Origin of the sequence: Corallococcus sp. bb12-1, from assembly GCF_026626765.1 — a bacterium.
Taxonomy (GTDB): domain Bacteria; phylum Myxococcota; class Myxococcia; order Myxococcales; family Myxococcaceae; genus Corallococcus; species Corallococcus terminator.
Genome location: NZ_JAPNJZ010000016.1, coordinates 151,905 through 175,148, shown reverse-complemented (window position 1 = coordinate 175,148; position 23,244 = coordinate 151,905). Strand labels below are relative to the sequence as shown.

Below are 23,244 nucleotides of genomic sequence, written 5' to 3'. Positions count from 1 at the left end.
CCCAGGCGAGGGCGTGCCTTTCGTTCAACGTCCGCACCACGGTGATGCCGTCACGCCGACCTGCGCTCCGGCGCGGCGGCATCCGCGTGGATGGGCGCCTGTCGCTCACGCAGGCGTCCTCCGTCCCGACCCGCGAGCACCGTCTGTACCTCCGCGAGGATGGACAGGGCAATCTCATCCGCCCCCTCCGCGCCCAGGTCCAATCCCATGGGCGCGTGCAGCTTCTCCAGTTGCGCGGCGGTGGGGGCCTGCGACAGCTCCCGCAGGATGCGCTCGGTCCGGGCTCGGGGCCCCAGCACGCCCAGGTAGCGCACCGGCCGCGGCACCAGCCTGGACAGCAGCTCCCGGTCCTGCGGCAGGCTGTGCGTCATCACCAGCACCAGGCTGCGCGAGGACAGCGGCACCTTCTCCAGCACCTCGGTGGACTTCGCAGCGATGACCGCCTGGGCCAGCGGGAACCTCCGGCGCAGCATCTCCACCGGCCGGTCCGCCACCACCGTGAGGTGCCAGCCCAACCCCTGCGACCGCGACACCACGGGCGCCACGTCGAAGCCGCTGCCGAACACCACCACCGACGGCGCCGGCTCCACCACCTCCACCAGCACGTCCGCGCCGCCGCACGCGCCGCTCCACGGCACGCCTCGCGCCAGGGCTTCGGTCGCGGCCTCCCGCACCGCCTCGCGCAGCGCGCCGGAGAGATTCCCCGCCTGCAGGCCGTCCTCGCGCAGCATCAGCCGTGAACCCACGGCCTCCGCCGGCCCCCGGAACACGGTGGCCACGACCGCGCGCAGGGACTGCTTGCGCGCCTCCGCCGCGAAGGTGAGCGCATCCTCGGGGCCGGGCTCCCAGCGCTCCAGCAGGATGTCCACCACGCCGTTGCACCCGAGCGCGAACGACAGCCCGCCCTCGTCCTCGTCGGTGTCCCCGGTGGTGTCGTAGCGCAGCACGCGCGGCCCGCCCGACGTCCAGAAGAAGGCCTTGCGCACCAGGTCCCCTTCCAGGCACCCACCGCTCACCCCTCCGGCCAGCCAGCCGTCCTCGCCCATCAACATGCGCGCGCCGGGGCGCCGGTACGACGAACCGGACACCGCCACCACCGTCGCCAGGACCACCGGACCGGAGGCGCGTCCACGCACGCGCAGGATGTCGTCGAGTTCCCTCATCGCGGCGCCCATCTAAACACCCATGCCCGGCACCCGTGCCGAATCCTCGCCCGCCGCGTGTGCGCCGTCCGACGCTCGAGCCCTCTCCAGCTTCTCCCCGTGCACGCAGGGCAGACATCCAGCCGAGCCCCTGCTCACTGAATGACGCTGGCGGACACGACCCCGCGCCACGAACTTGAGTGGAGGACACGTGTATGGAGGCTTGGTGGAATCATCAGTGCCACGGCAGGACACCCGACATCAGGACACCCTCGCGCCCGGGGGTGTGGCGCGGCCCCGTCTTCAGCTCCTGGGGATGGGGAGGCAGGCATGAAGATGCCCGAACTGTTGGAGCACCTGCCGGCGGTGGGGCACCTGCTCGGCCGCAAGCCGGGCGGACGGGAGGACGTCTTGCCGAGACGTGACCCCAGCATCACGCTGCCGGACTTCCACACCGTGCCGCTGCCCGCCAGCGAGCGACGGCTGGGCGACGGCCGCACCCTCATCGTGCACCACCCGTCGCCGCGCGCGCCCCGGGGGCCCGGCCTCACGGTGATGAGCTACAACATCCTCATGGGCGGCGAGCGCCAGGAGGCGCTGCTGGAGTACTTCACGCAACTGGAGTCCCAGGACCGCATGCCGGACGTCATCGGCCTGCAGGAGGCGGGCGTGCCCATGTCGGTGCTGCTCGCGTCCCGCTTCGGCTTCCACCTTGTGTACCAGGGCAGTGACGGCGACAACGGTGGGCGGCTGGTGAACGGCAAGGCGTATCTGAGCCGTCACCCCATCGTGGACGCCGCGCACTTCACCTACGTCCTCACCGACGCCGAACGCCAGGAGGCCATCACCCGTCAGGGCCAGGCCGGAGAGCTGGTGGAGGACCGGGGCGTGCTGTGGGTGAAGCTGGAGGTGGAGGGCCGCCCGCTCTACCTCTACAACCTGCACCACGCGCTGGGGGACTCGGGCATCAACGCGCGCAACCTGCACCAGCTCAACTCGCTGCTGCGCCAGCGCGAAGGCGTTCCCGCCGTGGTGCTGGGCGACTTCAACGCCAACACCGCCATCAAGCGCGGCGGCTCCTGGCTGATGGCGCACCTGCATCCGCAGCAGGACAACGACACGGACACCATCGAGGAGTACCGGCTGCGCTACGGCGACCTCCACCATGTGACGGTGGGAGACCGGGGCGTGGGCAACATCGCCGACCCGCGCCTGCGCCATGAGCTGCACGTACTGGAAGAGGAGCTGCCGGAGACGGTGTGCCACGCGACGACGGTGCGGGTGCGGCTGGCGGACCAGTCCCTGACGACGCCCCAGCTCGCGCGCGCGGAGCTGGGCGCGGGCCAGGTCCCGAAGGGCAGCCCCGCGTGGCTGCGCCTCCAGGATGTCGCGGACTGCGCCACGCTCACCTCGCTGCCGGACAGCCATGGCGTGGTGCACGCGACGGGCAAGCGCTTCGACAACTTCTACGCGACGCGCAGCCTCACCCCCGTGCTCTTCGAGGTGGACCGCTCCACCGAGTCCTCCGACCACCAGCCGGTGGTGGCGCACTACCGCTTCAACGGGGTGCCGCCCGGAAAGCCGCCGTCCCGTTCGAGCTGACGTCCCGGCTTTCGCGGCGAAGGGCCGCGCACCCGGGGGCGGACCCACCCGTCCACGGAGGGGCCGGGCGGAGGCGTCTGGATGATTCCGTCCGGCTGGGCTGTAGTGGGAAGCCGGATGCCCGTCCTTCGACACGCCTTCCTGCTCAACGCCGTCCGGGAGCTTGGCCGCTCGGTGCCGGCCATCCTCCGGACGCGGGCCTCCTGGGATGAGTGCCTGGGGCACATCCGCGAGGCGTGCACGGCGTCGTTGGGCATGGAGCTCGACACGCTCGCCCGCTTCGATGCCCGCTCCGTCGTCGGCCTCTTCACCCACCCTGAGCAGGCGCGCATCCTCGCCCGTCTGGTGGATGAGCGGGCCCGCCTGTTCGAGGCCCACGGCCGCTACGCGGAAGCGCTGGAGGACAGCGTCTACGCGGGCCAGTTGCTCGCGTGTTCCCGAGCCCGCTTCGGTCTGCCCCGCGACGCCCGCGCCGCCGATGTGCTGGAGCGCGAGGCGGGGACACCTTCACCGCTGGACTGAAGGCGCCGCTGGACTGAAGGGCGCCCCCCTCCATGCCGCCCTGGCTTCAGCCGGCCTTTTTCACCTGGAGGACGACCTTGCCCACGGCGGCGCGCGACTCCAGCTCGCGCAGCGCCTTCGCGCCGTCCTCCAGTGGGAAGACGCTGCCCACCAGGGGATTCAAGATGCCGCGCTCGGCGAGCCCCTCCAGGTCCTTCGCGGTGGTGGCCGTCAGCTCGGGCCCGTGCATCAGGAACGCGCCCCACGCCACGCCCACCACGGACACGTTGCGCAGGAGCAGCCGGTTCACGGCCACCGACGGAATCTGTCCTCCGGCGAAGCCCACCACCAACAGCCGGCCTTCCGGCGCGAGCACCTTGAGGCTCTTGTCGAAGATGTCTCCGCCCACCACGTCCAGCACCACGTCCGCGCCCCGGCCGTCCGTGGCCTCGCGCACCCCTGTCGTCCAGTCATTCACCAGCAACGTGACGTCCGCGCCCGCGCGCTTCGCCATCTCCGCCTTGCGCGCGTCGCCCACCACCGCGAGCACGCGCGCGCCCGCGCCCTTCGCCACCTGCACCGCCGCCGTGCCCACGCCGCCGGCCGCGCCGTGCACCACCACCGTCTCCCCGGCCTTCAACTGCCCGCGCCGGTGCAGCGCGAAGTGCGCCGTGTGGTAGTTCATCACCACCCCCGCGGCCTGCTCGAAGCTCCACGTCTGGGGAATGGGGAACGCCAGCTCCGGCGCCACCGCGCAGACCTCCGCGAAGCCGCCCAGCGTGAAGGAGAACCCCATCACCCGGTCGCCGGCCTTCACCCGCGCTCCCGGGGGCGCCTGGCGCACCACGCCCGCCACCTCCACGCCCGGCACGAAGGGCAGCTCCGGCTTCATCTGGTACTTGCCCTGCGACAGCAGCAGGTCCGGAAAGCTGACCCCGGCCGCCACCACGTCGATGAGCACCGCGTCCCCGGCCTCCGGCTCCGGCACGTCCACCAGCACCAGTCCGTCCGGCCCCGTGAGCTTCTGAACCTGTAGCGCGCGCATGTGTCGCCTCCCGAAGCGCGGACGCTAGTTCATGCGCGCGCGAGCAGGGGGACCAGCAGCGCGTCGAGTGTCTCGCGCCTGAAGGGTTTATTGATGAGGGGCAGGGTCAGCTGCTCCACGAACTCGCGGGAGCTGGGGGTGTAGGCGCCCCCCGTCATGAAGATGAAGCGGGAGGCCTGCTCGGGCCACTGTTCACGGAGCGCCTCATGGAGCTGCCTTCCCGTTACCTCCGCCATCATCAGGTCGCAGAGGATGGCGTCGTAGCGCTGGCCCTCGCGGATCCACCCCAGGGCCTCCTTCGCGCTGGGGGTGTAGGTCACCTCGTGGAGGTCCATCAGCATCAGGCGGAGGGTCCGTCCGAAGGACCGTTCGTCATCCACGATGAGGATCCTCCCTCGCGGAAGGGAGGGGGAGGGCGTCGTGGGCGGGGGCGGCACGGGGAGCTGCCGCGCGGCCGGCGACGCGGGAAGCCGGACGGTGAAGGTGCTGCCCTGTCCGGGGGCGCTGTCCACGGTGATGCCGCCGTTCATCTGCGACACCAGGCTGTGGCTGATGGCGAGCCCCAGCCCCAGGCCCTGCCCCAACTGCTTGGTGGTGAAGAAGGGATCGAAGACGTGCTCCAGGATGTCCGGGGCGATACCCGCGCCCGTGTCCTGGATGTGCACGAACACGTTCTCGTCGGAGGCCCGGAGCCGGACGCGGATTTCATGGCGGGAGGCCATCCCCTCCGGGATTGCCTGGGCCGCGTTCACCAGCAGGTTGAGGAAGACCTGTCCCAGCCGGACGCTGTCGGCGACCACCTCCGGGACCGGGGTGTAGTCCCGCACGACGTGGGCCCGGTGGCGGATCTCCACCATGGCCATCTTCAGGGCCAGCTCCAGCACCTGCTGGACGTCGATGCTCCGCTCCTGCGACGCGGTGGGGCGGGCGAAGGTGCCCAGGTCCTTGACGATGTCCTGGATGCGCTCGGCGCCTTCCTGCGCATGGGTCAGGGCCTCCAGGGCCTGGGCCACGCCCGTGTGATGGCGTGCGACGGCGAGCAGCTCCGGATCCACCGAAGGCGGCGCCGGGGCCCGCAGCGCGTGCGTGGCCAGCCCCAGGCTGCCCATCAGGAAGGCCAGGGGATTGTTGACCTCGTGGGCGATCCCCGCCGCGAGTGTTCCGACCGCCGCCAGTCGTTCCGCCAGACTCAGCCGCACCTGCATCTGCCGCAGCTCCGTGATGTCGATGATGGCGGTCCGGCACATGCGCTCCTGGGAACCGCCGTCATCGAGGGGCGCGCTCAGCATGCGGACCTCGACCTGCCTCCGCGCGATCCTCAGCCGCAGCTCCGTGCTCACCGTCTCCCCATCGATGCACCGGCGCAGGTGGCCGAAGAAGCGGCCCACGTGGGTGGGATCCACGAAGGGCGTGAAGGGCAGCCCCTGCAGGTACGAACGGTTCTGGCCCAGCAGGTTCGCGCCGGTGAGGTTCAAGTCCTGGATGCAGCCGTTCGCATCCAGGCTCACGCACGCCATGGGCGCGAAGTCGTAGAGCTCCATGTAGCGGTTGCGGGATTCCTCCAGCGCCTGCTGGGCTTCCTGCAACTCGCGGTTCTGCACCTCCAGCTCCAACTGGTGCTGTTGCAGCTCCCGCAGCAGCCCGCGCAGCTCATCTGGAGCGCTGGGACTGCTCTCCAGTGCGTGCAGCGCCTGCGTGAGCTCCGCCCGCTTCATCCCGCGCCGTCCATCCATGGACTCCCCCGCGCCAAGCTGTCCCACCCAATCCGCCGGGTCAGGTCCTCCGGGTTATATCCTCGATGGAGAGCAGCATGTATTGGACCCCGGTGGTTTCACTGGAGAGCTGCCGGGCGTTGAGGAGCATTCGCCGGTGCCCGATGGTGTCGAAGTCGTGCTCCATCACGAAGTCCTGCAGGTGCTTGTTCAGGGGCAATATCTCCTCCAACAGGTGGCGCAGCTGGGGGATGTTCCACTGGCCGTTGCCGAGCGAGTAGAGCGTGTGCCCCAGGGTCTGCTCCTGGCTCACCTGGAAGGTGGAGTAGAAGGCCGGGTTGACGTTGATGACACGCAGGCCCGCGTCCAGCACCAGGAAGGGCTCCCGCATCGTCTCCACGATGGCCTTGGCGTACTCCCGTGAGCGGCGCGACTCATCCAGGCTGGACTTGAGCCGGTCGATGTCCAACAGCGTCATCACCGCGCCTTCAATTTTGTTGTCCAACGACTTGTAGGGGCGCAGCCGCAGCGAGTACCAGTGCCCGTTGTTGTCGCGCACCTCCTGCTCGATGACGCCCAGGCGCTCGGTGACTTCGGTCACCAGGGACTCCAGGTCCGGCAGGGGCAGGGCCAGCTTTACCTCGCGCAGGGACCGCCCGATGTCCGCGGCGGACAGCTTCAGCACCTCTTCCGCCATGGGGGTGAAGCGGCGGATGCGGTGGTCGTTGCCCAGCATCACGGTGGCGATATGGGTGCTGCCAATCAGGTTGTTCAGGTCGCCGTTGAGCTGGCTGAGCTCGTGGTTGCGGTTCTGAAGCTCCTCGTTGACGGTGATGAGCTCCTCGTTGGTGGACTGGAGCTCTTCCTTCGCGGTCTCCAGCTCCTCGTTGGTGGACTGGAGCTCCTCGTTGCTGGACTGGAGCTCCTCGGTGGCGGAGCGCAGCTCTTCGTACGTCGCCTCCTGCTCCTCGGTGATCGTCTGCAGGTGTTCCTGCGTCAGGAGCAGCTCCTCGCGCAGCCGCTTCACTTCGAGGTCGCGCTCGGACTCGTCGCTGGTGCCCTGTGGGGCGGAGCGGCCATTGGGCGTGGGGGGAGGGGAGGACTCATGCACCTCCTCGAAGAGCACGAGGAAGCAGTGCTCCACCCCGGCCTGCGCCGAGCGCAGCGGGTACACCTCCAGGTTCATCTTGCGAGGGCGGTCTCCCCCGGAGAGGAACAGCCCCTCCTTGCGCACCCGGCTGGCGTTCTTCTTCGCCTGGTGCAGGGCCGCTCTCAGCTCCAGCGCCAGCCCCTCCCGCGCCATCTTGATGAGGTTGAGGCTCGCGACCCCGGGGAGCGGTTCGAGGTAGGGCCCCGTGTGGCCCCGGAAGTGGAGGATCTCCAGGTCTTCGTTGACGATGACGCCCGGGGGCCCGTAGCGGGCAAGCACCAACCGGTCCGCTTCCTGCTGTGCATCCAGGTCCATCACACCGGACGTCAGCTTCCGTCGCGCATGGGGGGGCCGCTCCGTCATGGACTCCCGATAGGTGAAGGTGAGGTTCGGCTGCGGTGACGCGTTCTTCTTGCGGTAGAGCTTGTTGCGCTTGTCCACCAGGGAGAACAGGTCCGCGGAACTGCCCACCGTCTCCGACGTGCCCAGCATCAGGAAGCCCCCGGGACACAGGGCATAGTGGAAGATGGGCAGGACCTTCTTCTGGAGCACCGGACCCAGGTAGATGAGGACGTTGCGGCAGCTGATGAGGTCCATCCGCGAGAAGGGCGGATCGCTCACCAGGTTCTGCTGCGCGAAGATGCATACGTTGCGCAGCGACTTGTGGATCTGGTAGCCGCCCTCCGTCCTCACGAAGAAGCGGCGGAGGCGCTCGGGCGAAAGGTCCGACACGCTGGACTCCGGATAGACGGCGGCGCGCGCCTGCTCGATGGCGGTCCCGCTCACGTCCGTCGCGAAGACCTGGATGGGAGTGCCCGTCGCCGCCGCGCCCAGGTACTCCATCAGGCACATGAGGAGCGAGTAGACCTCCTCGCCCGTGGAGCACCCCGGAATCCAGATGCGGAAGGGGATGTGCGGAGGGCGGTCCCGGAACAGCTCCGGAAAGACCTTCTGCTGGAGCGCTTCGAAGGTGGCCGGGTCCCGGAAGAAGCTGGTGACGTGGATGAGCAGGTCCTGGTGGAGCAGCTCCAGCTCCTCCGGATGCTCCTCCACCCGGCGGAGGTAGGCCGCCAGGTCCGCCACCTTGCACAACTGCATCCGTCGCTCCAGGCGCCGGTGGATGGTGCTGGGCTTGTAGTGCGTGAAGTCCACGCCCGTGGCCCCCCGCAGCAACTGGAAGACCCGCTGCAGTTCCTCCTCGGGAAGCACGTGCGCGGGCAGCGCGCCCGGGGCCCGGGCCAGGGTGGGCAGTGGATCCAGGTTGGCCAGCTGGGCCAGGGTGACCGCGATGCCCTCGGGCGGCAGGATGTGGTCCACGAAGCCCGATGCGATGGCGCTCCGGGGCATGCCGTCGAAGTGCGCGGACGTCGGCTCCTGGGCCAGGGTGGTGCCGCCCGCCTCGTGCAGGGCCTGCAACCCCCGGGTGCCGTCGGAGCCCGTGCCGGAGAGGATGACGCCAATGGCCCGGCCCGGGGCCTCTTCCGACAGCGACGTCAGGAAGTCATCGATGAGCCGCACGCCCTGCGTGGACGAAACCGGAGGGCCCAGGTGCAGCGCCCCCTGTCCCAGCGTCAGGCTGACGCCCGGCGGGTTCACGTAGACGTGATCCGGCGTGAGCGTGAGGCCCTCGGTGGCCTCCAGCACGGGCATCGCCGTCGCACGGCCCAGCAGCAGCGGGAGGCTGCTCTCATGTTGGGGGGACAGGTGCTGCACCAGCACGAACGCCATGCCCGTCCGCGTGGGCAGGTGCTCCAGCAGGGCCAGGAACGCCGGCAGGCCGCCCGCCGAGGCACCAATCCCCACCACCGGGAAGCGCTCCAGGAACGTCTTCGCGCCCGGCTCCGCCTCGCGGGGGCGGGGCGGCACGGGGGAAGGGGGCTGCTTCTTCACGGGAATCCCTTCGGCGCCCGTCGCGCGGCCTCACGCCGGCGCGGGTGCTTGTCCCCCCGTGTAACCCACCGCGCACCCGGGCGCTGACCCGTCCCCTACGGCCTTGCGCCAATCAGCGGTGATGTAGGACCCACCCGGGTCGGGAATAAATGAGACGGCAAATTCTCCCCGGCGTTCACTTAATGCACGCATCTACCGACAGATGCTTCAAACCCGAAGGTTCTGGTTAGTCAGGTTCGAAGCATTGCTCGTTTTCCCCCGGTTGGCGTGGGTTCCTCCGTATTTTCAAGCAGTTGCGAGAACTCTCAATTCCTGAGAAGTGGCGTATACGTAAAATTCTCGCCTGTACTTGAAATGCGCGCCTCTCTTGTGACACTGTCGTTTCTAATCTTTCCACTTAGCAGGAGGATTACATGTACGAGAAGCGAGTACGCGGCGCCCTGGGTGCCGCAGCACTGTCCCTGATGGTTGGCGCCTGCACCGAAGGCGCTCCTGCCGCGAACACGGAGGATTCCAACCTCCAGAAGGCTTCCGCCAATCTGTCGGCCGGTCAGCACGTGGTTGCTGCCGACGCGGACGCGGTCCCCACCTTCGTCACCGGTTCCTTTGGTTCTGTTCCCGCGCCGTCGGCCATCCAGGGCATCGCTGCTTCCCAGCAGCTGGCCCCGGTCATCTCCGGCGTCGCCCCGATGTTCCGCCTGGATCCGAACGACCTGTTCCTGAAGAAGGCCTACGTCGGCTTCGACGGTGACACGCACTTCCGTTACGGCGTGACCCACAACGGCATCCTGGTGCGCGACGCGGAAGTGCGTCTGCATGCCCGCAACGGCAGCGTGTTCGCGGTGAACACGAACGCCCGTGGCGACCTGAAGGGCGAGGCGAAGGCCACCATCGCCGCCGAGGCGGCCATCGCCGCGGCGACGGGTGACCGCAGCGCTCCTGAGCGCGCGTCCACCGAGGGCCAGCCCGAGCTCGTCTACCACCGCTCGGGCAACGAGCTGGTCCTGACGTACGAAGTTCGCGTCAAGGGCGAGCTGAAGGACACCACGCCGGTGGACAACACGGTGCTGGTGAACGCGAAGACGGGCGAAGTGTTCGAGATCCGCCCGAACATCCACTCCGCGCTCAACCGCGAAGTGCGTGACCTGGAGCACCGCACCTCGCTGCCCACGGGCGTCCGTGCGCGCTTCGAGGGCGACCCGGCCCACGCCGACGCGGTGGTCAACAACAACTACGGCCACCTCGGGACCGTCTACAATTGCTACAGCCAGCTGTTCGGCCGCGATTCGTACGACAACGCCGGCAAGGTGCTGAAGAGCTACGTCCACTACAGCAACAACTACGTCAACGCCTACTGGGACGGCACCCAGATGGTGTACGGCGATGGCGACGGCGTGAACGCCTCCAACCTGGCGAACTCGCTGGACGTGACGGCGCACGAGCTGACGCACGCGGTGACCTCGGCCGAGTCCAACCTCACCTACTCCGGTGAGTCCGGTGGCCTCAACGAGTCCTTCTCCGACATCTTCGGAGCGGTGTGCGAGTGGTACGGCAAGGGCAAGGTCATCGACGCGAACACCTGGATCGTCGGCGACGACGTCTGGACGCCCAGCATCCCGGGTGACGGCCTGCGCTACATGGACGAGCCCACGAAGGACGGGGACTCGCTCGACTACTACCCGGACTACTCCTCCGGCGTGGACGTGCACTACAGCTCGGGTATCTCCAACCTGGCGTTCTACCTGATGTCCCAGGGTGGCACGCACCCCCGCGCCAAGACGACCCAGGTCGTCGCCGGCATCGGTCTGGAGAAGGCCGCCAAGGTCATCTACAAGATCAACACGGACATCCTGGTCGCGTCGTCCAACTTCGAAGCGGCGAAGACCGCGTCGGAGCAGGCCGCTGCGCAGCTGGGCTTCACCGCGGCGGAGATTGCCTCGGTGGGTAACGCCTGGAAGGCCGTCGGCGTCGGCGTGCCGGTTCCTCCCCCGGTCACCACCCCGATCGAGAAGGGCACGACCGTCACGGGCATCGGCGGTTCGTCCGGCAGCAAGCAGTACTACTCCATCACGATCCCCGAGGGCGCCACGGACGTGACGTTCACGATGGCCGGTGGCACGGGTGACGCGGACCTCTACGTCCGTCGCGCCAACGCCCCCACGGACTCGCTGTACGACTGCCGTCCGTACAAGTCCGGCAACGCGGAGGTCTGCGCCTTCCCGACCTCTGGCACGGAAGCCATCTGGTACGTGATGATCAAGGGCTTCACCAGCTACACGGGCACCACCCTGAACGTCACCTGGAAGGGTGGCTTCGAGAAGATCGGCAACGAGTACGTCGTCGAGAACCTCTCGGGCGTGGAAGGCTCCAGCCGCACCTACATCATCGACATGCCCGAGTACAAGCTGGACTCCGGCATCAACACGCTGTCCATCGCGCTGGGTGAGGGCGAGGGCAACGCGGACGTCTACGTGCAGTTCGGCGCGGCCCCCACGTCCACCTCGTACATCGGCCGTGGCGTGAGGGAGAGCGCGACGGAGAGCATCGTGCTGCGCAACCGTCCTGCCGGTCGCTACTACATCACGATCGTCGGCGTGCCGAGCCTGGTGGACACCACCGTGAACGGCTACATCAAGACGACGTTCGGCGCGTCCTACAAGACCCTGTAGTTCGCACGGAAGGGGGTGCGGCTTGATGCCGCGCCCCTCTCCTCCAGACCCCGGTTCCCGCTTTCCTCAGCGGGACCCGGGGTTCTTTTTTGTCCTGCGTCTTCCTCTCGCTGGAGTCAGTGCGCCGTGCGCGCCGGATTCGCGGGAGCAAGCCGCATGGGCTGGGCGCGGCCGTAGGTGAGCGAGCGCCACACCCACTCCGCCGGACCGAAGCGGAAGCGCGAAAGCCACAGGTGCGCGAGGACGACCTGCACCGAGAAGACGCCCAGCGACAGGAGCACGCTGCGCGACATGGGCAGGTGCCCGACGAATCCCAGGCCCCAGCCGTCGTACAGCCACACGCTCACCAGCGACTGCATCAGGTACAGCGACAACGCCATGCGGCCCGCGGGCGCGAGCACGCCCAGCACCTTCTTCCCGCGCTCCTTCTGGAAGAGCAGCGCGAAGGCCGCCGCATAGCCCAGGCCCATGAACAGGTAGCCCACCTCCCGGAGGGTGCGCATGCCCACCATCCACGCCCGAGGGCTGACCGGCATGGGCGTGCCCCGGTTCCTCAGGTTGAGCACCAGCGCCAGGGTGGCCACGGAGATGCCCACCCCCAGTCCCCAGAAGAGGATTTTGCGGAGCAGCTTCCGGTGGCGCTCCACATCCTCCAGCAGCCGCTTTCGTCCGGCCCACAGGCCCACGAGGAAGCGGCCCAGGATGATGCACATCCACAGCGGGCGGCCGGGGGTGGCCAGGTTCTGCCAGGCGAACTTCGCGTTGGCCTGCTGGGACGTCAGCACCGAATCGCTGGACAGGCCCACGAGCAGCGCCGCGCGGTGCGCCGCGTCCTCGTCCCGGGTCGCCTGCGCGGCGCGGGCCGCCTCCTCCTGTCCGTGCAGGAGCTCCGGGCCGTAGCGCTGCGCGAAGGAGATGATGAGCGGCAGCGCGACGAAGAGCACCGCCACCCAGGTGAGCACCGTCCGGTCCGAGCGTTCGCGGAACAGCAGCAGCACGAAGCCCACCAGCGCGTAGGTGGAGAGGATGTCGCCCACCCACAGCGCGAACATGTGCGTGAGGCCGATGAGCAGCAGCACCCCCAGCCGTCGCCGGTACACCGGCACGATGGACGCACCCCGGGCCTCCGCGCGCGACATCTGCAGCGAAAAGCCCAGCCCGAAGAGGAACGAGAAGAGGGTGACGAACTTCTGGTCGATGAAGAAGGCGTAGAGCGCGCTGACCACCGTCTCCAGCAGCGGTGCGTTCAGCGCCTGCGCCTGTTCGCGCGGCAGGAGCGCACGGCCGCTGAACCAGGTGACGCTGTTGGAGATGAAGACGCCGCACAGCGCGAAGCCGCGCAGGGCGTCCAGCAGGTGCACGCGCTCGGAGACGTCGATGGGGCCAGCGGAGGAAGGTTCGGGCATGGCGTGAACTACACGCCCGCCTCCTCGACACCGTCAAACGTACCCAGGGGCCTGCTCTGAGGACGCGCTCGGCTTGCCGCGGTGCTTCCCTAGGTCAGGCGGATTTCTCCGGGCCGGGCAGAACCTCGCGCAGGCAGCGCTCCAGTCCGCCCCGGTGGCGCCACTGCTGGGGGTAGCCCAGGGACACCTCTTCGAAGCGCACGCCGTCGCGCCACAGCGTGGCCGGCATGTGCAGGTGTCCCGTCACCACCACCTCCGCGCGGTAGCGGGTGTGCCAGTCCTCGGTGAGGCGCGTGCCGCACCAGATGGAGAAGCGCGGGATGCGCGGCAGCCGCACGTGCTCATACCGGAGCGGGTAGTGGTTGATGAGGATGGTGGAGGCGCCCTCTGGCAGCCGCTCCAGGCGCGCGCGCGTGCGCTCCACGCGGGCGTGACACCAGGCCTGACGGGTGGGGTAGGGCTCCGGGTGCAGCAGCACCTCGTCCGTGCACATCAGGTCATCCTCCCACGCCCACTCCAGCGCCTTCTCCACCGGCACGGTGTCCGGGCGGAAGGTGTAGTCGTAGCCCAGGAACATGGGGACGAGGACGCGGTGGGGGCCGTCGCCGGGCCAGCGCGGGTAGGGGTCCTCCGGCGTGAGCGCGCCGTAGCGGTGGCACAGGTCCACCATGCGCAGGTAGCGGGCTTCACCGCGCAGGGGTGGCTGCTCCGAAGGCATGGACCACAGCTCGTGGTTGCCCGGCACCCAGACGACCTGACGGAAGCGCGCGGTGAGCGTGCGCAGCATCAGGTCCATGTCCGCGAGCGTTTCGCCCACGTCGCCGCCGACGATGAGCCAGTCGTCCGGACGTGGCGCGAGCGCGGCCAGGGCCTGGTGGTTTTCGGGGTGACGCAGGTGCAGGTCGCTGATGGCGTAGAGCTTCATGGCGCGCAAGCCGGTACCTTAACGCGCATGCCCCCGCGCGGCACGGCAACGCCCAGGGAGGCGCGGCTTCAGCCCAGGGAGGCGAGCAGCTCCAGCATCTGCTGCGGCGGGGCGGCGCGGTCCATCCAGGTGATGCCCCGGCCCTCCAGCGCGGGCGTGGGCGGATGCGAGGTGTGCAGCGCGCACGCGGTGCCCGGGAGGCGCTCGCGCACGCCCGCGAGCAGACACAGCCCGTCGCCATCCGGCAGCCCGTAGCCGCTCACCACCACGGACGGCTTCGCTTCGCGCATGAGCCGCACCGCTTCGCGCACGTCCTGGGCGAAGCGCTTGAGGCCCGGGAGCTCCCTCACTAACCGCCGCAGGGCCGCGAGCGCGCGCGGATCCGCGTCGACGAAGAGGAAGCTGGGGAGGGAAGGGGAGCGCGTGCGCATGAAGGCCACCAGGTGGTGAAGACAGACGTAACGCAAGAGGTTGTGTCGCGACAAGCCTACCCCGGAAGTTCTTGGAAGCCAACCTCTCAAGTCATATCGACATGGGCGAACCCGGTAGGTTAACGACCCCATGGAAAAGACCCTCGCATCCCGACTTGGAGGTGCGGCCCGCGTCGCCCGCACCCGCCTGAACCTGACCCAGGCGGACGTGGCGGAGCGCATCGGCATCGCGAGTGAAGTCTATGGGCGGCTGGAGCGTGGCCACATGCTGCCCAGCATCCAGACCTTCCGGCGGTTGTGCGTGGTGCTGTCCATTTCCGCGGACGAGGCGCTGGGCCTCAAGCCGTCGCAGGACGTGAAGTGGGCCGCGGAGCCACCGTCCGACTACGGCGAGTCCGCGGAGCTGCGCCGGTTGCTTCGCCGCGCGAAGCAACTGGACCGCGGCTCCATCCGGATCCTCAGCGTGCTGGCCGCGCAGTTCAAACCCCGGGGCTGAGGCTGTCCCGTCGCGTGGCGCTCTTCAGGAGGGTGCCGCGTCGTCCCAGCGCGCCAGCCGCTCGCGCAGCTTCCGGACGGAGGGAAAGCCGTTGAAGAGCACCACCTGCGGGTGCTCTTCCAGCACCTGCCGCTCCGCCGCTTCCTTCGCCAGCGCCCGGTCCACGCCCAGGAGCAGTCCCGCGTCCGGGCGCGCGCGCAGCTCCGACAGCCGCCGTGACAGCGGTCCCGCGTGCCACGGGTGGAACAGCTCCAGCGCCACCTCGTGCCCGGTCTTCCGGTGGCGGAAGGTGAGGTCGGGCACGCACAGGCCCGCGGCGCCGGTGTGGCGGGGCCGGGGCGTGAGGTCCAGCTCCCAGGCTGCGTCCTCGAAGCCTTCCGACAGCGCGGCGACTTCCGGAGGCACGTGGCCCAGCGCGGCCGGGAGGGGCGACACCAGCGGGTCCTCGTGGCTCAACTGGAGCGTGGACTTCTTGCGCGCGTCCTCCAGCACGGCGGACAGCTCCCAGCGCTCCAGGATGGGCACCACCGAGAGGAAGCTCGCGAGCTGCAGGCCGTACTTCTTCTGGAGGGACAGCATGGCGCCGGGGCCTTCCACCTCCAGCGACCAGTCCTCGCCGTCGCGGCGCACCTCCGCCACCAGCCGGCAGAACTTCAGCCAGCGCAGCAGCTTGCGCACGCGCAAGAGCTCCGGTGCCCGCGCGCGCAGGGTGAGACGTCGGGCGTTGAGCAGCGGCCCCTGCGCGAGCGCCAGGTTGTAGCGATCCAACAGGCCCTGCGGCGTGAGCGCCTCACCGTCCCAGCCGAGCAGCTTCCGGTTGCCGGGCAGGTCCGTGTACAGCGCCTCGCGGGTGTCCGCGAGCGGCGCGTCCAGGGCTTTGGAGAGGAGGGCTTCGTAGGCCTCCAGCGTGGTGTCGGGAGAAAGGGTCCGCAGCACCTTCGCGCCCACGAGCAGCGTGCGCCAGCGCGCTTCCTGCGCGCCCTCGCCGGCCTCGTCGAAGAGGAGCCGGTCCATCAGCAGCTTCACCAGGCCCCGCGCCACCTTGGGGCGGCTGAACGCCCCGGCCTTGAGGGCGAAGGCTTCCTCCACGTCGTCGCGGGCCTGCCCCCGGAAGGACTCCGCGTCCGCGAGCAGCTCCTTCGCGAGTGCCTGGAGGGACGGATCATGCGTCTTGACGAAGGACGGGCGCAGGATGCCTTCGCGTACGCGGGAGGCGAGCAGTTCACGTGTCAGCATCGGGAGGACCCTCCTGGTAGGCGCGGTGCTGACGGCGGCGCTCGCTGATGCCGCTCTCGGCGGTCTGCGCGGAGCAGACCTCGTACAGGATGGCGCGCTTGTCGGGGCGCTTTCGCAGGATGCGGCCCAGGCGCTGCACGTGCTCGCGCACGCTGCCGCTGCCGCTGAGCACCACGCCCACGCGCGCCTCGGGCACGTCCACGCCCTCGTTGAGCACGCGCGAGGTGAGCAGCACCGGCAGCTCCGCGCTCGCGAACGCGGCCAGCAGCGCCTTGCGCTCCGGCAGCGGTGTGTGGTGCGTGAGCGCGGGCAGGAGCAGCCTCCGGGCCAGCGTGTAGACCGTCTCGTTGTCATCGGTGAAGACGATGACGCGGTCCTCGCGGTGCTCCACGAGGATGCGCCAGAGCGCGTCCAGCTTGCCGCTGGAGGTGAGCGCGATGCGGCGCTGCTCCCGGTAGCCCCGGTAGGCCGCGCGGCCCTCGTCGCTGCGCTGGCTCTGCGCGAGGAAGCGCGCCCAGCCCTCCGGTGACGCCAGCGGCACGCCCAACCTGCGCACGAAGGTGAGGTACCTGCCGCGCGCTTCGTCGTAGCGCGCCTTCTCGTCGGGCGTCAGCGGCACCTCGACGCGGCGGACTTCATAGGGCGCCAGGTACTGGCCCTGGAGCTCCTCGATGCCGGTGCGGTGCACCAGCGGGCCCATCAGCTCCTCGCACACGCGCTCGCCCCCGTCGGCGCGCGCGAGCGTCGCGGTGAGGCCCAGGCGGTAGGGGGCGAGCGTGCCTTCGGCGATGAAGCGGTAGCTGGGCGCGGGCAGGTGGTGGCACTCGTCGCAGATGAGCAGGCCGAAGCGGTTGCCAGTGAACTCCATCTGCATCGCGGCGGAGTCGTACGTCGTCACCGTGAGCGCCTGCCGGTCGTTGACGCCACCGCCCACCATGCCCACCGGGCCGGGGAAGTACTTCGCCAGCACGCCCTGCCACTGCGCCATCAGGTCCAGCGTGGGCACCACCACCAGCGTGGGCCGCTTCACCCACGCGATGGCCAGCACCGCGAGCAGCGTCTTGCCCGCGCCGGTGGGCAATTCCACCAGCCCGCGGCCTCCCGCGCGCGTCCATGCATCCAGCGCCGCGCGCTGATGCGGGAACGGTTCGATGGGGACGCTGAGGGGCAGCTCCACCGGCTCGAAGCGCTTCGCCCGGTCCTCGTACGGCAGCCCGCATTCGCGCAGGCGCATGACGACGTCGCGGTAGTGGCGCGCGGGGGCGCGGAAGACGCCCGTGCGCGCGTCCTTCTGGAAGAGCCCGAGCAGGCGCGCGTCCTCGGGCAGCGTCGGGGCCACCAGCGTGCCGCTGTCGTAGTGCAGCTCGATGAGGGGGGCGGGAAGGGGCTCGATGGCGGGCTCGTGTGCGGGTGCGGGAACCGACGTGACAGGGAACATCCGCGGGAAGGGAACTAGCGGGTGGGACGGCGCCGCGCCACTGTGGCCAACTTGTCCGGAAGAAGCCACGGGCGCGGACGATTGACTGCCTGGAGGCACGGCGTGCCTTCGGAGCGCGGGTCGGGTTGCTTTGGAGGGGCCCGGGGCGTTACGTGCACCATGCTCATGCCCGGGACTTCACCTGTCGCTGCTCGCCGCGCCCCGCTCGCCGGGGGGCTCCACGCGTCCTTCCTCGCGTGGACCTCCTGATGCGGGTCCTCGTCGTCAGCCCGCATCTGGCGTCGCGCACGCTCCTGAGACGCTTCCTGGACGCGGAGCCGGACGTGGAGGTGACCGCCACGGGAGAACCGGACGACGCCTTCGCCTCCATCGCGGAGAACAAGCCGGCCCTGGTGGTGGTGGATCTGCGCCGCCCGGACGAGGACCACCCGTTGTTCCTGGGCCTGCTGCGCAAGCGCCACCCGTCGCTGCCGGTCATCTCGCTGGTGCCCGGCCGGCTGCGCATCTTCGACGGTCGCTCCGAGCGCTTGCGGGAAGCGCACGGCGACACCGCGGAGGCGCTGCACCACCTGATGGGCTCGCTGCTCCAGGCCGTGCGCGACCTGCTGGCCCAGCACATGCTGCGCCTGTTGCGTCCGCCCGTGGGCCGGGCCTGACACGTGTCCGCAGCTGACTACAGCCGCAGGCGGTAGCCCACCGCCGCCAGCACGCCGCCGGTGTTCACGTCGCCGGTGGTGAGGAAGCTCACGGGGGCGAAGTGGTAGTGCGCTTCCAGGAACGCGCCCCCAGGACCCAGCGGGAGCTCAGCGCCCGCGAGCGCCTGGAAGCCGAACCCGCCGCCGCTCTCCGACGCGGTGCTGTCGTACACCTCCACCGTCGCGCGGTGCAGGTACAGGCCCGGGCCCGCGCCCACATAGGGAGTGAGCGGCCCCAGCCCTCGGGGAAAGCGGAGCACGGCGGACAGTTGGATGGCGACCTCGCGTGCGGCGAGCGTGTAGGGGCGCTCCACGGGCTGGCCCAGGTTGTCCAACTGGGGCCCGCGCATCGTCCCCGTCGTGGAGGGCCGGTGGTAGTTCACCTCCAGCACCACCGCGAGCCGCCGCTGGAGCAGGGGCGTGAGGTAGCCCACCTCGCCGGCCAGATAGAGGTCCCCGTCGAGCGACGTGGTCGTCTTGATGAAGCCCACCTTGGGCGCGAGGAAGAGGGGGCCTTCCTTGTGCTTGGGGGATGGGGACGGCGCGGCGGCCAGCGCCGCGAACGCGAGCAGGGCGAGTGCGTTCATGGGGTGGGGGCGTCGTTGAGGAGGGAGGCGGAGACGGTGAAGCCCGCGGACTCGGGCACCACGCCCACCGCGCCGCTGGGGTCCGCGATGATGAGTGCGTACGGGCCGCCGGGCACGACGCCGCCGGGGCACTGGGGCGACGTCACGGGCAGCGGATCAAACCCGGCGCACGTGGGCACGGTGGCGGTGAGCTGGGTGCCGGACACGAACGTCACGTCGCGCAGGGGGATGTTCACGCGCTGGCTGGGGTCCGCCTTCACGGGCGCGACCAGGTACACGTCCTGGATGCCGGATGAGAATGGGCGCTCGTTGCCGGAGCGGGCGTTGTCCAGGGTGATGGACGTGTCGTTGCTGGCGGGGCCGCTCCGGGGCGACAGGGTGAGGAGGCCCAGCTTCGGATAGGTGACGGTGAGCGCCTGGGGCCGGGTGATGGAGCAGCCCTCGGGGTTGGTGAGGACGAGGTCGTAGGTGCCTTCGGGCGTCGCGGGAGGGACCTCGGCTTCGATGCGCGTGTCGGAGACGACGGTGAGGGTGAAGAGCGTCGTGTCCTCTTCGCCCGCGCGGTGCAGGGTGATGAGGGGCAGCGCGTCCGAGCGGAAGCCGCTGCCTTCGATGACGAGCGGACTGCCACCGCCGTAGAAGAAGCCCTGGGGCGCGGTGATGCTCTGGAGCGTGGGTGCGGGCACGACGCGCAGGCCGTCCTCGAGGGTGGCGGTCCCGCCCAGGGGGTTCGTCACGGCGACGGTATAGGTGCCGGGCGCGAGCTGGCTTGACGGGGTGCTGTCGCGGGTGGGCAGGTCCATCCGCATCAGCTCGGCGCGTGCGAAGAAGAGGTGGTCGGCGGGGAGCGTGTAGTCGCTCGGGCCGCTCAGGGTGACCCGCGGCAGCTCCACGGTGGGCGTGTCGGTGAGCGCGTCGCGGGGCAGGGGGTTGAAGCCCGTGCCCACGATTTCCAGGGGCCATCCGCGCACGCCGCCCCCGGCGTTGCAGACGCGAGCGGGGGTGACGAGCCGCTCCAGCGGATTGATGAGGCCTTCGAGCTTCGGGGTGGGGCCTTCGGTCGTTTCGGAGCAGGCGACCAGGCTGAGCAGTGCGGCGGCGACCGGAAGGCGCACGGGTTCCTCCATCATCCCGTCAACAAGGCTGTCACACGTTAGGCCGGGGCCCTGGAGGGTCAGGAGTTTTTTCCGGCTCCGCGCTCACAGCGCCCCTCGTCCTGGAGGGCATCGGGGCTCAAGCGCTTGAATTTCCAGGGGAATAACCCTGAGAGGGGCGTCGGCACGGCGAATGCTAAGGCTCCAGGCAGCAGGGACGGGCAGCACGGCGGGGGGGACGGGCAGCACGGTGGGGGGGAAGCCGCACTGCTTCGGGGGGAGCAGGGCGGGTCGGGGGGGCGGGGCAGCAAAGGCAGGACGGGGTCGGGCGGGTTGGGGCAGGACGGGCGGGTCGGGGCAGCAAGGTTGAACGGGGCAGGACGGGCGGGTCGGGGCAGCACGGGTTGGACGGGCGGGTCGGGGCAGCACGGGTTGGACGGGCGGGTCGGGGCAGCACGGGTTGGACGGGCGGGTCGGGGCAGCACGGGTTGGACGGGCGGGTCGGGGCAGCAAGGCAGGACGGGCGGGTCGGGCGGGTCGGGCGGGTCGGGGCAGCAAAGGCAGCACGGGTTGGACGGGCGGGTCGGGGCAGCAAGGTTGAACGGGGCAGCACGCAGGACGGGGTTGGACGGGCGGGTCGGGGCAGCAAGGTTGAACGGGGCAGCACGCAGGACGGGGTTGGACGGGCGGGTCGGGGCAGCAAGGTCGAACAGGTTGGACGGGCGGGTCGGGGCAGCAAGGCAGGACGGGGTCGGGCGGGTCGGGGCAGCAAAGGCAGGACGGGGTCGGGCGGGTCGGGGCAGCAAAGGCAGCACGGGTTGGACGGGCGGGTCGGGGCAGCAAGGCAGGACGGGGTCGGGCGGGTCGGGGCAGCAAAGGCAGCACGGGTTGGACGGGCGGGTCGGGGCAGCAAAGGCAGTGGGGTTGAAGCAAGGCAGCAAGCAGGACGCTGTACGGGGCTGTGCGACGGGATGGGGCAGTGCGCAGGTTGGGGGAGTTCGGCAATGCGGTCGCGGTACGCCGGACGGGAGTGAAGGGCAGTGACGCACGCAGGGCATGTCGGTGCGGGGCCGTCGTGATCGAGCCGGATGGCAGCTCACGGGAACGCGACCGCCGGCACACGACAGGGATCAAAGGCGGGAGTGGAGTGGCGGGTCGGGGGGAAGCAAGAGACGTCGGGTTCCGTGGATGGGTTGCTCCCGGGAGCCGGCGCGCCTCGCAAATCTCATCGCGGGGAGCCGCGGTGTCTGGAACGGGGAGACGCCTCATGGGAGCGGTGTCCATCATCACCGCGGCATTCGTGGTCCTGGCGGCGCACACCGCCATCGCCCAGACGCAGGAGCTGCGGCGCCGCACGAGTGATCCGGAACGCCTGGCACCCTTCGGTCTGATGCTCGACGCGGGCATGCCCGAAGGCGCGGGACTCTCCGCGGTCTTCCGGCCTTCGCCTCACGTCCGCCTGCACATCGGCGGTGCGCACAACGGATTGCGCGGTGCCGCGCGCGTGGGACTCACGCTGCTGCCGCTGCGCGGAACCTTCTCTCCCTCGCTGTCCCTGGAGCTCGGCCACGCGCAGGCCGCGAGCACCGAGACGCTCAACCGGAGACTCGCGGACCGGACGCTGTTGCCCGCTTCCTCCATGGAGCGAGTGGGCTACTCGTACGCCAGTGCCCACCTGGGCCTGGAATTCAACGCCACGCGGCGGCTCAGCTTCTTCGTGCGCGGCGGCATGAGCGTCATGGAGATGGCGGTCCCCAGCCTCCAGAAACTCGACGAACCCTTCCGCGACGCGCTGACTCCCTTGGAGACGCGCTCCTGGGGCATGCGAGCCCTGCAGCCGTCCGCGAAGCTCGGCTTCGCCCTCTTCTTCGGCTGACCTCTCGCGGTTGAACGAGCGCTACGTCGCCGCCAGCCGCTGAGCGAGCACCTGTTCGAAGAACACCAGCGCCTGGTTTTCGGCCCAGAAGGAGGGTCGGAGCAGGCTGCCCCCGACGAAGCCCACGTGGCCACCGTGCTCCGTCAACACCACGTGGAGGAACGGGTTGTCCGGCGCCGACCGTGGAATCACCGGTGTCACCAGCATCGGATCATCCGCGGAGCTCAACAGCAGCGTGTGTCTGCGGATGTCTCCCAACCGGGGACCCGAGGACGCCTCCCGGTAGTAGTGCTCAGCGCCCTGGAAGCCGTGCAGCGGTCCGGTGACGACGTCGTCGAACGCCCGGATGGTGTGCGCCGCCTGCATCGTCTTCAAATCGAACGCGCCCGGAAACCGCCGGAGCTTCGCGCGGGACTTGCTCTTGAGCGTGCGCAGGAACCGCTTGCGGTAGAACCAGAGGAAGCCGTCACCGCTGTCCAGCTTCCGGCAGCACGCGTCCAAGTCATACGGCGCGCTGATGGACACCGCGGCGGCCACCGGGGCCGCGTCGCCCGTCTCCTCCAGGAGCCGGCACAACACGTTGGCCCCCAGCGAGAATCCCACCGCCAGCATCGGGCCGGTGACGCGCGAGCGCACGTCCGCCATCACGAGCAGCGTGTCGCTCGTGTCCCCGGAGTGATACGCCCGCGCCAGCCGGTTCGGCTCCCCGCTGCACGAGCGGAAGTTGATCGCCGTGGCACCCCAGCCGCGCTTCGCCGCACCCCTCAGAACCTCGGTGACGTAGCCCGCCTGGGACGACCCCTCCAGGCCATGCAGCACCACCACGTGCGGCGCGCCCGTCGGACCATCGAAGCTGTCCAGGTCGACGAAGTCCCCGTCCGGCAGCTCCTTGCGCTCCCGCCGCAGGGGCGGCGAACGGGTGGGCCGCGCGAGCGAGGCGAAGATGGTCTGCGCATTCGCGCCGCGAATCCCCGGCGCGGGGATGAAGGGTTCTGTCGGTTGGAACTTCACGTCACGTCTCCCTGCACCCGAACACGTCCCGACAGGCCCGCCACCGTCCGGGCCGCTCGCATGGAGGCGCAGCCGGACACCCGCACGGCCTCCGCTTCGCCGGTGAGCTGGAACAGCGCCAGGTAGTTGTGCACGCGCTCCTCCAACGTCGGCGCTTCGATGCGACGGCACACCTCATCCGCCGCGTAGTCCCGGCACACCTGGGGCCTCCGCTCGTAGACGGTGCACAGGTTGTCCGCGCCCAGGTGCGGGCATCTGAGCCCCAGGGGCTTGTCCAACGCGGCGATGTCCGGCGCCACGCAACAGGCGCCACAGCAGGTGCACTCCATGCAACTCCT

Annotated in this window: 19 protein-coding genes; 6 read left to right on the top strand and 13 right to left on the bottom strand. The window is 69.8% G+C overall.

Annotated features, from left to right (window positions below):
* Nucleotides 1-50 precede the first annotated feature (50 nt).
* Nucleotides 51-1,163, bottom strand: a complete 1,113-nt coding sequence (locus OV208_RS19880; RefSeq protein ID WP_267575413.1) for an XdhC family protein — start codon at nucleotides 1,161-1,163, stop codon at nucleotides 51-53.
* A 309-nt stretch (nucleotides 1,164-1,472) separates the two neighbouring features.
* On the opposite strand from OV208_RS19880, the gene OV208_RS19875 reads away from it, so the two are divergent.
* Both OV208_RS19875 and OV208_RS19870 read left to right on the top strand, forming a co-directional pair.
* On the top strand, nucleotides 1,473-2,744 hold the full coding sequence (locus tag OV208_RS19875) for an endonuclease/exonuclease/phosphatase family protein (RefSeq protein ID WP_120544506.1): 1,272 nt from the start codon (nucleotides 1,473-1,475) through the stop codon (nucleotides 2,742-2,744).
* Between the two features lie 117 nt (nucleotides 2,745-2,861).
* On the top strand, nucleotides 2,862-3,266 hold the full coding sequence (locus tag OV208_RS19870; RefSeq protein WP_267575412.1) for a hypothetical protein: 405 nt from the start codon (nucleotides 2,862-2,864) through the stop codon (nucleotides 3,264-3,266).
* A 46-nt stretch (nucleotides 3,267-3,312) separates the two neighbouring features.
* Here OV208_RS19870 and OV208_RS19865 read toward each other — a convergent pair whose 3' ends face one another.
* The 3 genes from OV208_RS19865 to OV208_RS19855 are packed head-to-tail and all read right to left on the bottom strand — an operon-like array spanning nucleotide 3,313 to nucleotide 9,042.
* A complete protein-coding gene (locus OV208_RS19865; protein ID WP_267575411.1) occupies nucleotides 3,313-4,290 on the bottom strand; it encodes an NADPH:quinone oxidoreductase family protein in 978 nt (325 codons plus the stop codon).
* Nucleotides 4,291-4,319: 29 nt separating this feature from the next.
* Nucleotides 4,320-6,005: an ATP-binding protein gene (locus OV208_RS19860; RefSeq protein ID WP_267575410.1), complete on the bottom strand. Its 1,686-nt coding sequence runs from the start codon at nucleotides 6,003-6,005 to the stop codon at nucleotides 4,320-4,322.
* A gap of 58 nt (nucleotides 6,006-6,063) precedes the next feature.
* Nucleotides 6,064-9,042: a chemotaxis protein CheB gene (locus OV208_RS19855; RefSeq protein ID WP_267575409.1), complete on the bottom strand. Its 2,979-nt coding sequence runs from the start codon at nucleotides 9,040-9,042 to the stop codon at nucleotides 6,064-6,066.
* 413 nt (nucleotides 9,043-9,455) lie between these two features.
* Between OV208_RS19855 and OV208_RS19850 the strand changes: the two genes are divergently transcribed.
* Complete coding sequence (locus OV208_RS19850) at nucleotides 9,456-11,711, top strand: M4 family metallopeptidase (RefSeq protein WP_267575408.1); 2,256 nt, start codon at nucleotides 9,456-9,458, stop codon at nucleotides 11,709-11,711.
* A gap of 116 nt (nucleotides 11,712-11,827) precedes the next feature.
* Here the strand turns inward: OV208_RS19850 and OV208_RS19845 are convergent, their stop codons facing one another.
* The 3 genes from OV208_RS19845 to OV208_RS19835 form a co-directional block, all read right to left on the bottom strand.
* Complete coding sequence (locus OV208_RS19845; protein WP_267575407.1) at nucleotides 11,828-13,117, bottom strand: DUF418 domain-containing protein; 1,290 nt, start codon at nucleotides 13,115-13,117, stop codon at nucleotides 11,828-11,830.
* A gap of 94 nt (nucleotides 13,118-13,211) precedes the next feature.
* The gene (locus OV208_RS19840; protein WP_267575406.1) at nucleotides 13,212-14,042 is read right to left on the bottom strand and encodes a metallophosphoesterase family protein; all 831 of its coding nucleotides are present in this window, start codon (nucleotides 14,040-14,042) and stop codon (nucleotides 13,212-13,214) included.
* A gap of 68 nt (nucleotides 14,043-14,110) precedes the next feature.
* Entirely contained in the window at nucleotides 14,111-14,473 is a 363-nt protein-coding gene (locus tag OV208_RS19835; protein ID WP_267575405.1) for a response regulator transcription factor, read from the bottom strand.
* A gap of 130 nt (nucleotides 14,474-14,603) precedes the next feature.
* Here OV208_RS19835 and OV208_RS19830 point away from each other — a divergent pair, with 130 nt between their 5' ends.
* Nucleotides 14,604-14,969: a helix-turn-helix transcriptional regulator gene (locus OV208_RS19830; RefSeq protein WP_120544552.1), complete on the top strand. Its 366-nt coding sequence runs from the start codon at nucleotides 14,604-14,606 to the stop codon at nucleotides 14,967-14,969.
* 24 nt (nucleotides 14,970-14,993) lie between these two features.
* On the opposite strand, the gene OV208_RS19825 is transcribed toward OV208_RS19830, so the two are convergent.
* Both OV208_RS19825 and OV208_RS19820 read right to left on the bottom strand, forming a co-directional pair.
* The gene (locus tag OV208_RS19825; RefSeq protein ID WP_267575404.1) at nucleotides 14,994-16,205 is read right to left on the bottom strand and encodes a DUF790 family protein; all 1,212 of its coding nucleotides are present in this window, start codon (nucleotides 16,203-16,205) and stop codon (nucleotides 14,994-14,996) included.
* The gene (locus tag OV208_RS19820; RefSeq protein WP_267575403.1) at nucleotides 16,192-17,643 is read right to left on the bottom strand and encodes a DEAD/DEAH box helicase family protein; all 1,452 of its coding nucleotides are present in this window, start codon (nucleotides 17,641-17,643) and stop codon (nucleotides 16,192-16,194) included. Before OV208_RS19820 ends, OV208_RS19825 begins: the two co-directional genes overlap by 14 nt.
* A 245-nt stretch (nucleotides 17,644-17,888) precedes the next feature.
* Between OV208_RS19820 and OV208_RS19815 the strand changes: the two genes are divergently transcribed.
* Nucleotides 17,889-18,299 carry a response regulator transcription factor gene (locus OV208_RS19815; protein WP_120544557.1) on the top strand — a complete coding sequence of 137 codons (411 nt, stop codon included), beginning with the start codon at nucleotides 17,889-17,891 and terminating at the stop codon, nucleotides 18,297-18,299.
* A 17-nt stretch (nucleotides 18,300-18,316) separates the two neighbouring features.
* On the opposite strand, the gene OV208_RS19810 is transcribed toward OV208_RS19815, so the two are convergent.
* Nucleotides 18,317-18,925: an outer membrane beta-barrel protein gene (locus tag OV208_RS19810; RefSeq protein WP_267575402.1), complete on the bottom strand. Its 609-nt coding sequence runs from the start codon at nucleotides 18,923-18,925 to the stop codon at nucleotides 18,317-18,319.
* On the bottom strand, nucleotides 18,922-20,040 hold the full coding sequence (locus tag OV208_RS19805) for an IPT/TIG domain-containing protein (RefSeq protein ID WP_267575401.1): 1,119 nt from the start codon (nucleotides 20,038-20,040) through the stop codon (nucleotides 18,922-18,924). The genes OV208_RS19810 and OV208_RS19805 overlap by 4 nt, the downstream gene beginning before the upstream one ends.
* 1,246 nt (nucleotides 20,041-21,286) lie before the next feature.
* Here OV208_RS19805 and OV208_RS19800 point away from each other — a divergent pair.
* Nucleotides 21,287-21,895, top strand: a complete 609-nt coding sequence (locus OV208_RS19800; RefSeq protein WP_267575400.1) for a hypothetical protein — start codon at nucleotides 21,287-21,289, stop codon at nucleotides 21,893-21,895.
* A 21-nt stretch (nucleotides 21,896-21,916) separates the two neighbouring features.
* On the opposite strand, the gene OV208_RS19795 is transcribed toward OV208_RS19800, so the two are convergent.
* Both OV208_RS19795 and OV208_RS19790 read right to left on the bottom strand, forming a co-directional pair.
* Nucleotides 21,917-22,906, bottom strand: coding sequence for a YheT family hydrolase (locus tag OV208_RS19795; protein ID WP_267575399.1), 990 nt, complete (start codon nucleotides 22,904-22,906; stop codon nucleotides 21,917-21,919).
* Nucleotides 22,903-23,235, bottom strand: a complete 333-nt coding sequence (locus OV208_RS19790; protein ID WP_267575398.1) for a YkgJ family cysteine cluster protein — start codon at nucleotides 23,233-23,235, stop codon at nucleotides 22,903-22,905. Before OV208_RS19790 ends, OV208_RS19795 begins: the two co-directional genes overlap by 4 nt.
* Nucleotides 23,236-23,244: the final 9 nt, after the last annotated feature.

Bases quoted from the DNA above. Each gene is read 5' to 3' on its own strand.
- OV208_RS19835 (WP_267575405.1), bottom strand. From the start codon at position 14,473: ATGCGCACGCGCTCCCCTTCCCTCCCCAGCTTCCTCTTCGTCGACGCG.
- OV208_RS19800 (WP_267575400.1), top strand. From the start codon at position 21,287: ATGGGAGCGGTGTCCATCATCACCGCGGCATTCGTGGTCCTGGCGGCG.
- OV208_RS19870 (WP_267575412.1), top strand. From the start codon at position 2,862: ATGCCCGTCCTTCGACACGCCTTCCTGCTCAACGCCGTCCGGGAGCTT.
- OV208_RS19875 (WP_120544506.1), top strand. From the start codon at position 1,473: ATGAAGATGCCCGAACTGTTGGAGCACCTGCCGGCGGTGGGGCACCTG.
- OV208_RS19850 (WP_267575408.1), top strand. From the start codon at position 9,456: ATGTACGAGAAGCGAGTACGCGGCGCCCTGGGTGCCGCAGCACTGTCC.
- OV208_RS19840 (WP_267575406.1), bottom strand. From the start codon at position 14,042: ATGAAGCTCTACGCCATCAGCGACCTGCACCTGCGTCACCCCGAAAAC.
- OV208_RS19790 (WP_267575398.1), bottom strand. From the start codon at position 23,235: ATGGAGTGCACCTGCTGTGGCGCCTGTTGCGTGGCGCCGGACATCGCC.
- OV208_RS19820 (WP_267575403.1), bottom strand. From the start codon at position 17,643: ATGTTCCCTGTCACGTCGGTTCCCGCACCCGCACACGAGCCCGCCATC.
- OV208_RS19845 (WP_267575407.1), bottom strand. From the start codon at position 13,117: ATGCCCGAACCTTCCTCCGCTGGCCCCATCGACGTCTCCGAGCGCGTG.
- OV208_RS19860 (WP_267575410.1), bottom strand. From the start codon at position 6,005: ATGAAGCGGGCGGAGCTCACGCAGGCGCTGCACGCACTGGAGAGCAGT.
- OV208_RS19825 (WP_267575404.1), bottom strand. From the start codon at position 16,205: ATGCTGACACGTGAACTGCTCGCCTCCCGCGTACGCGAAGGCATCCTG.
- OV208_RS19810 (WP_267575402.1), bottom strand. From the start codon at position 18,925: ATGAACGCACTCGCCCTGCTCGCGTTCGCGGCGCTGGCCGCCGCGCCG.
- OV208_RS19830 (WP_120544552.1), top strand. From the start codon at position 14,604: ATGGAAAAGACCCTCGCATCCCGACTTGGAGGTGCGGCCCGCGTCGCC.
- OV208_RS19865 (WP_267575411.1), bottom strand. From the start codon at position 4,290: ATGCGCGCGCTACAGGTTCAGAAGCTCACGGGGCCGGACGGACTGGTG.
- OV208_RS19880 (WP_267575413.1), bottom strand. From the start codon at position 1,163: ATGAGGGAACTCGACGACATCCTGCGCGTGCGTGGACGCGCCTCCGGT.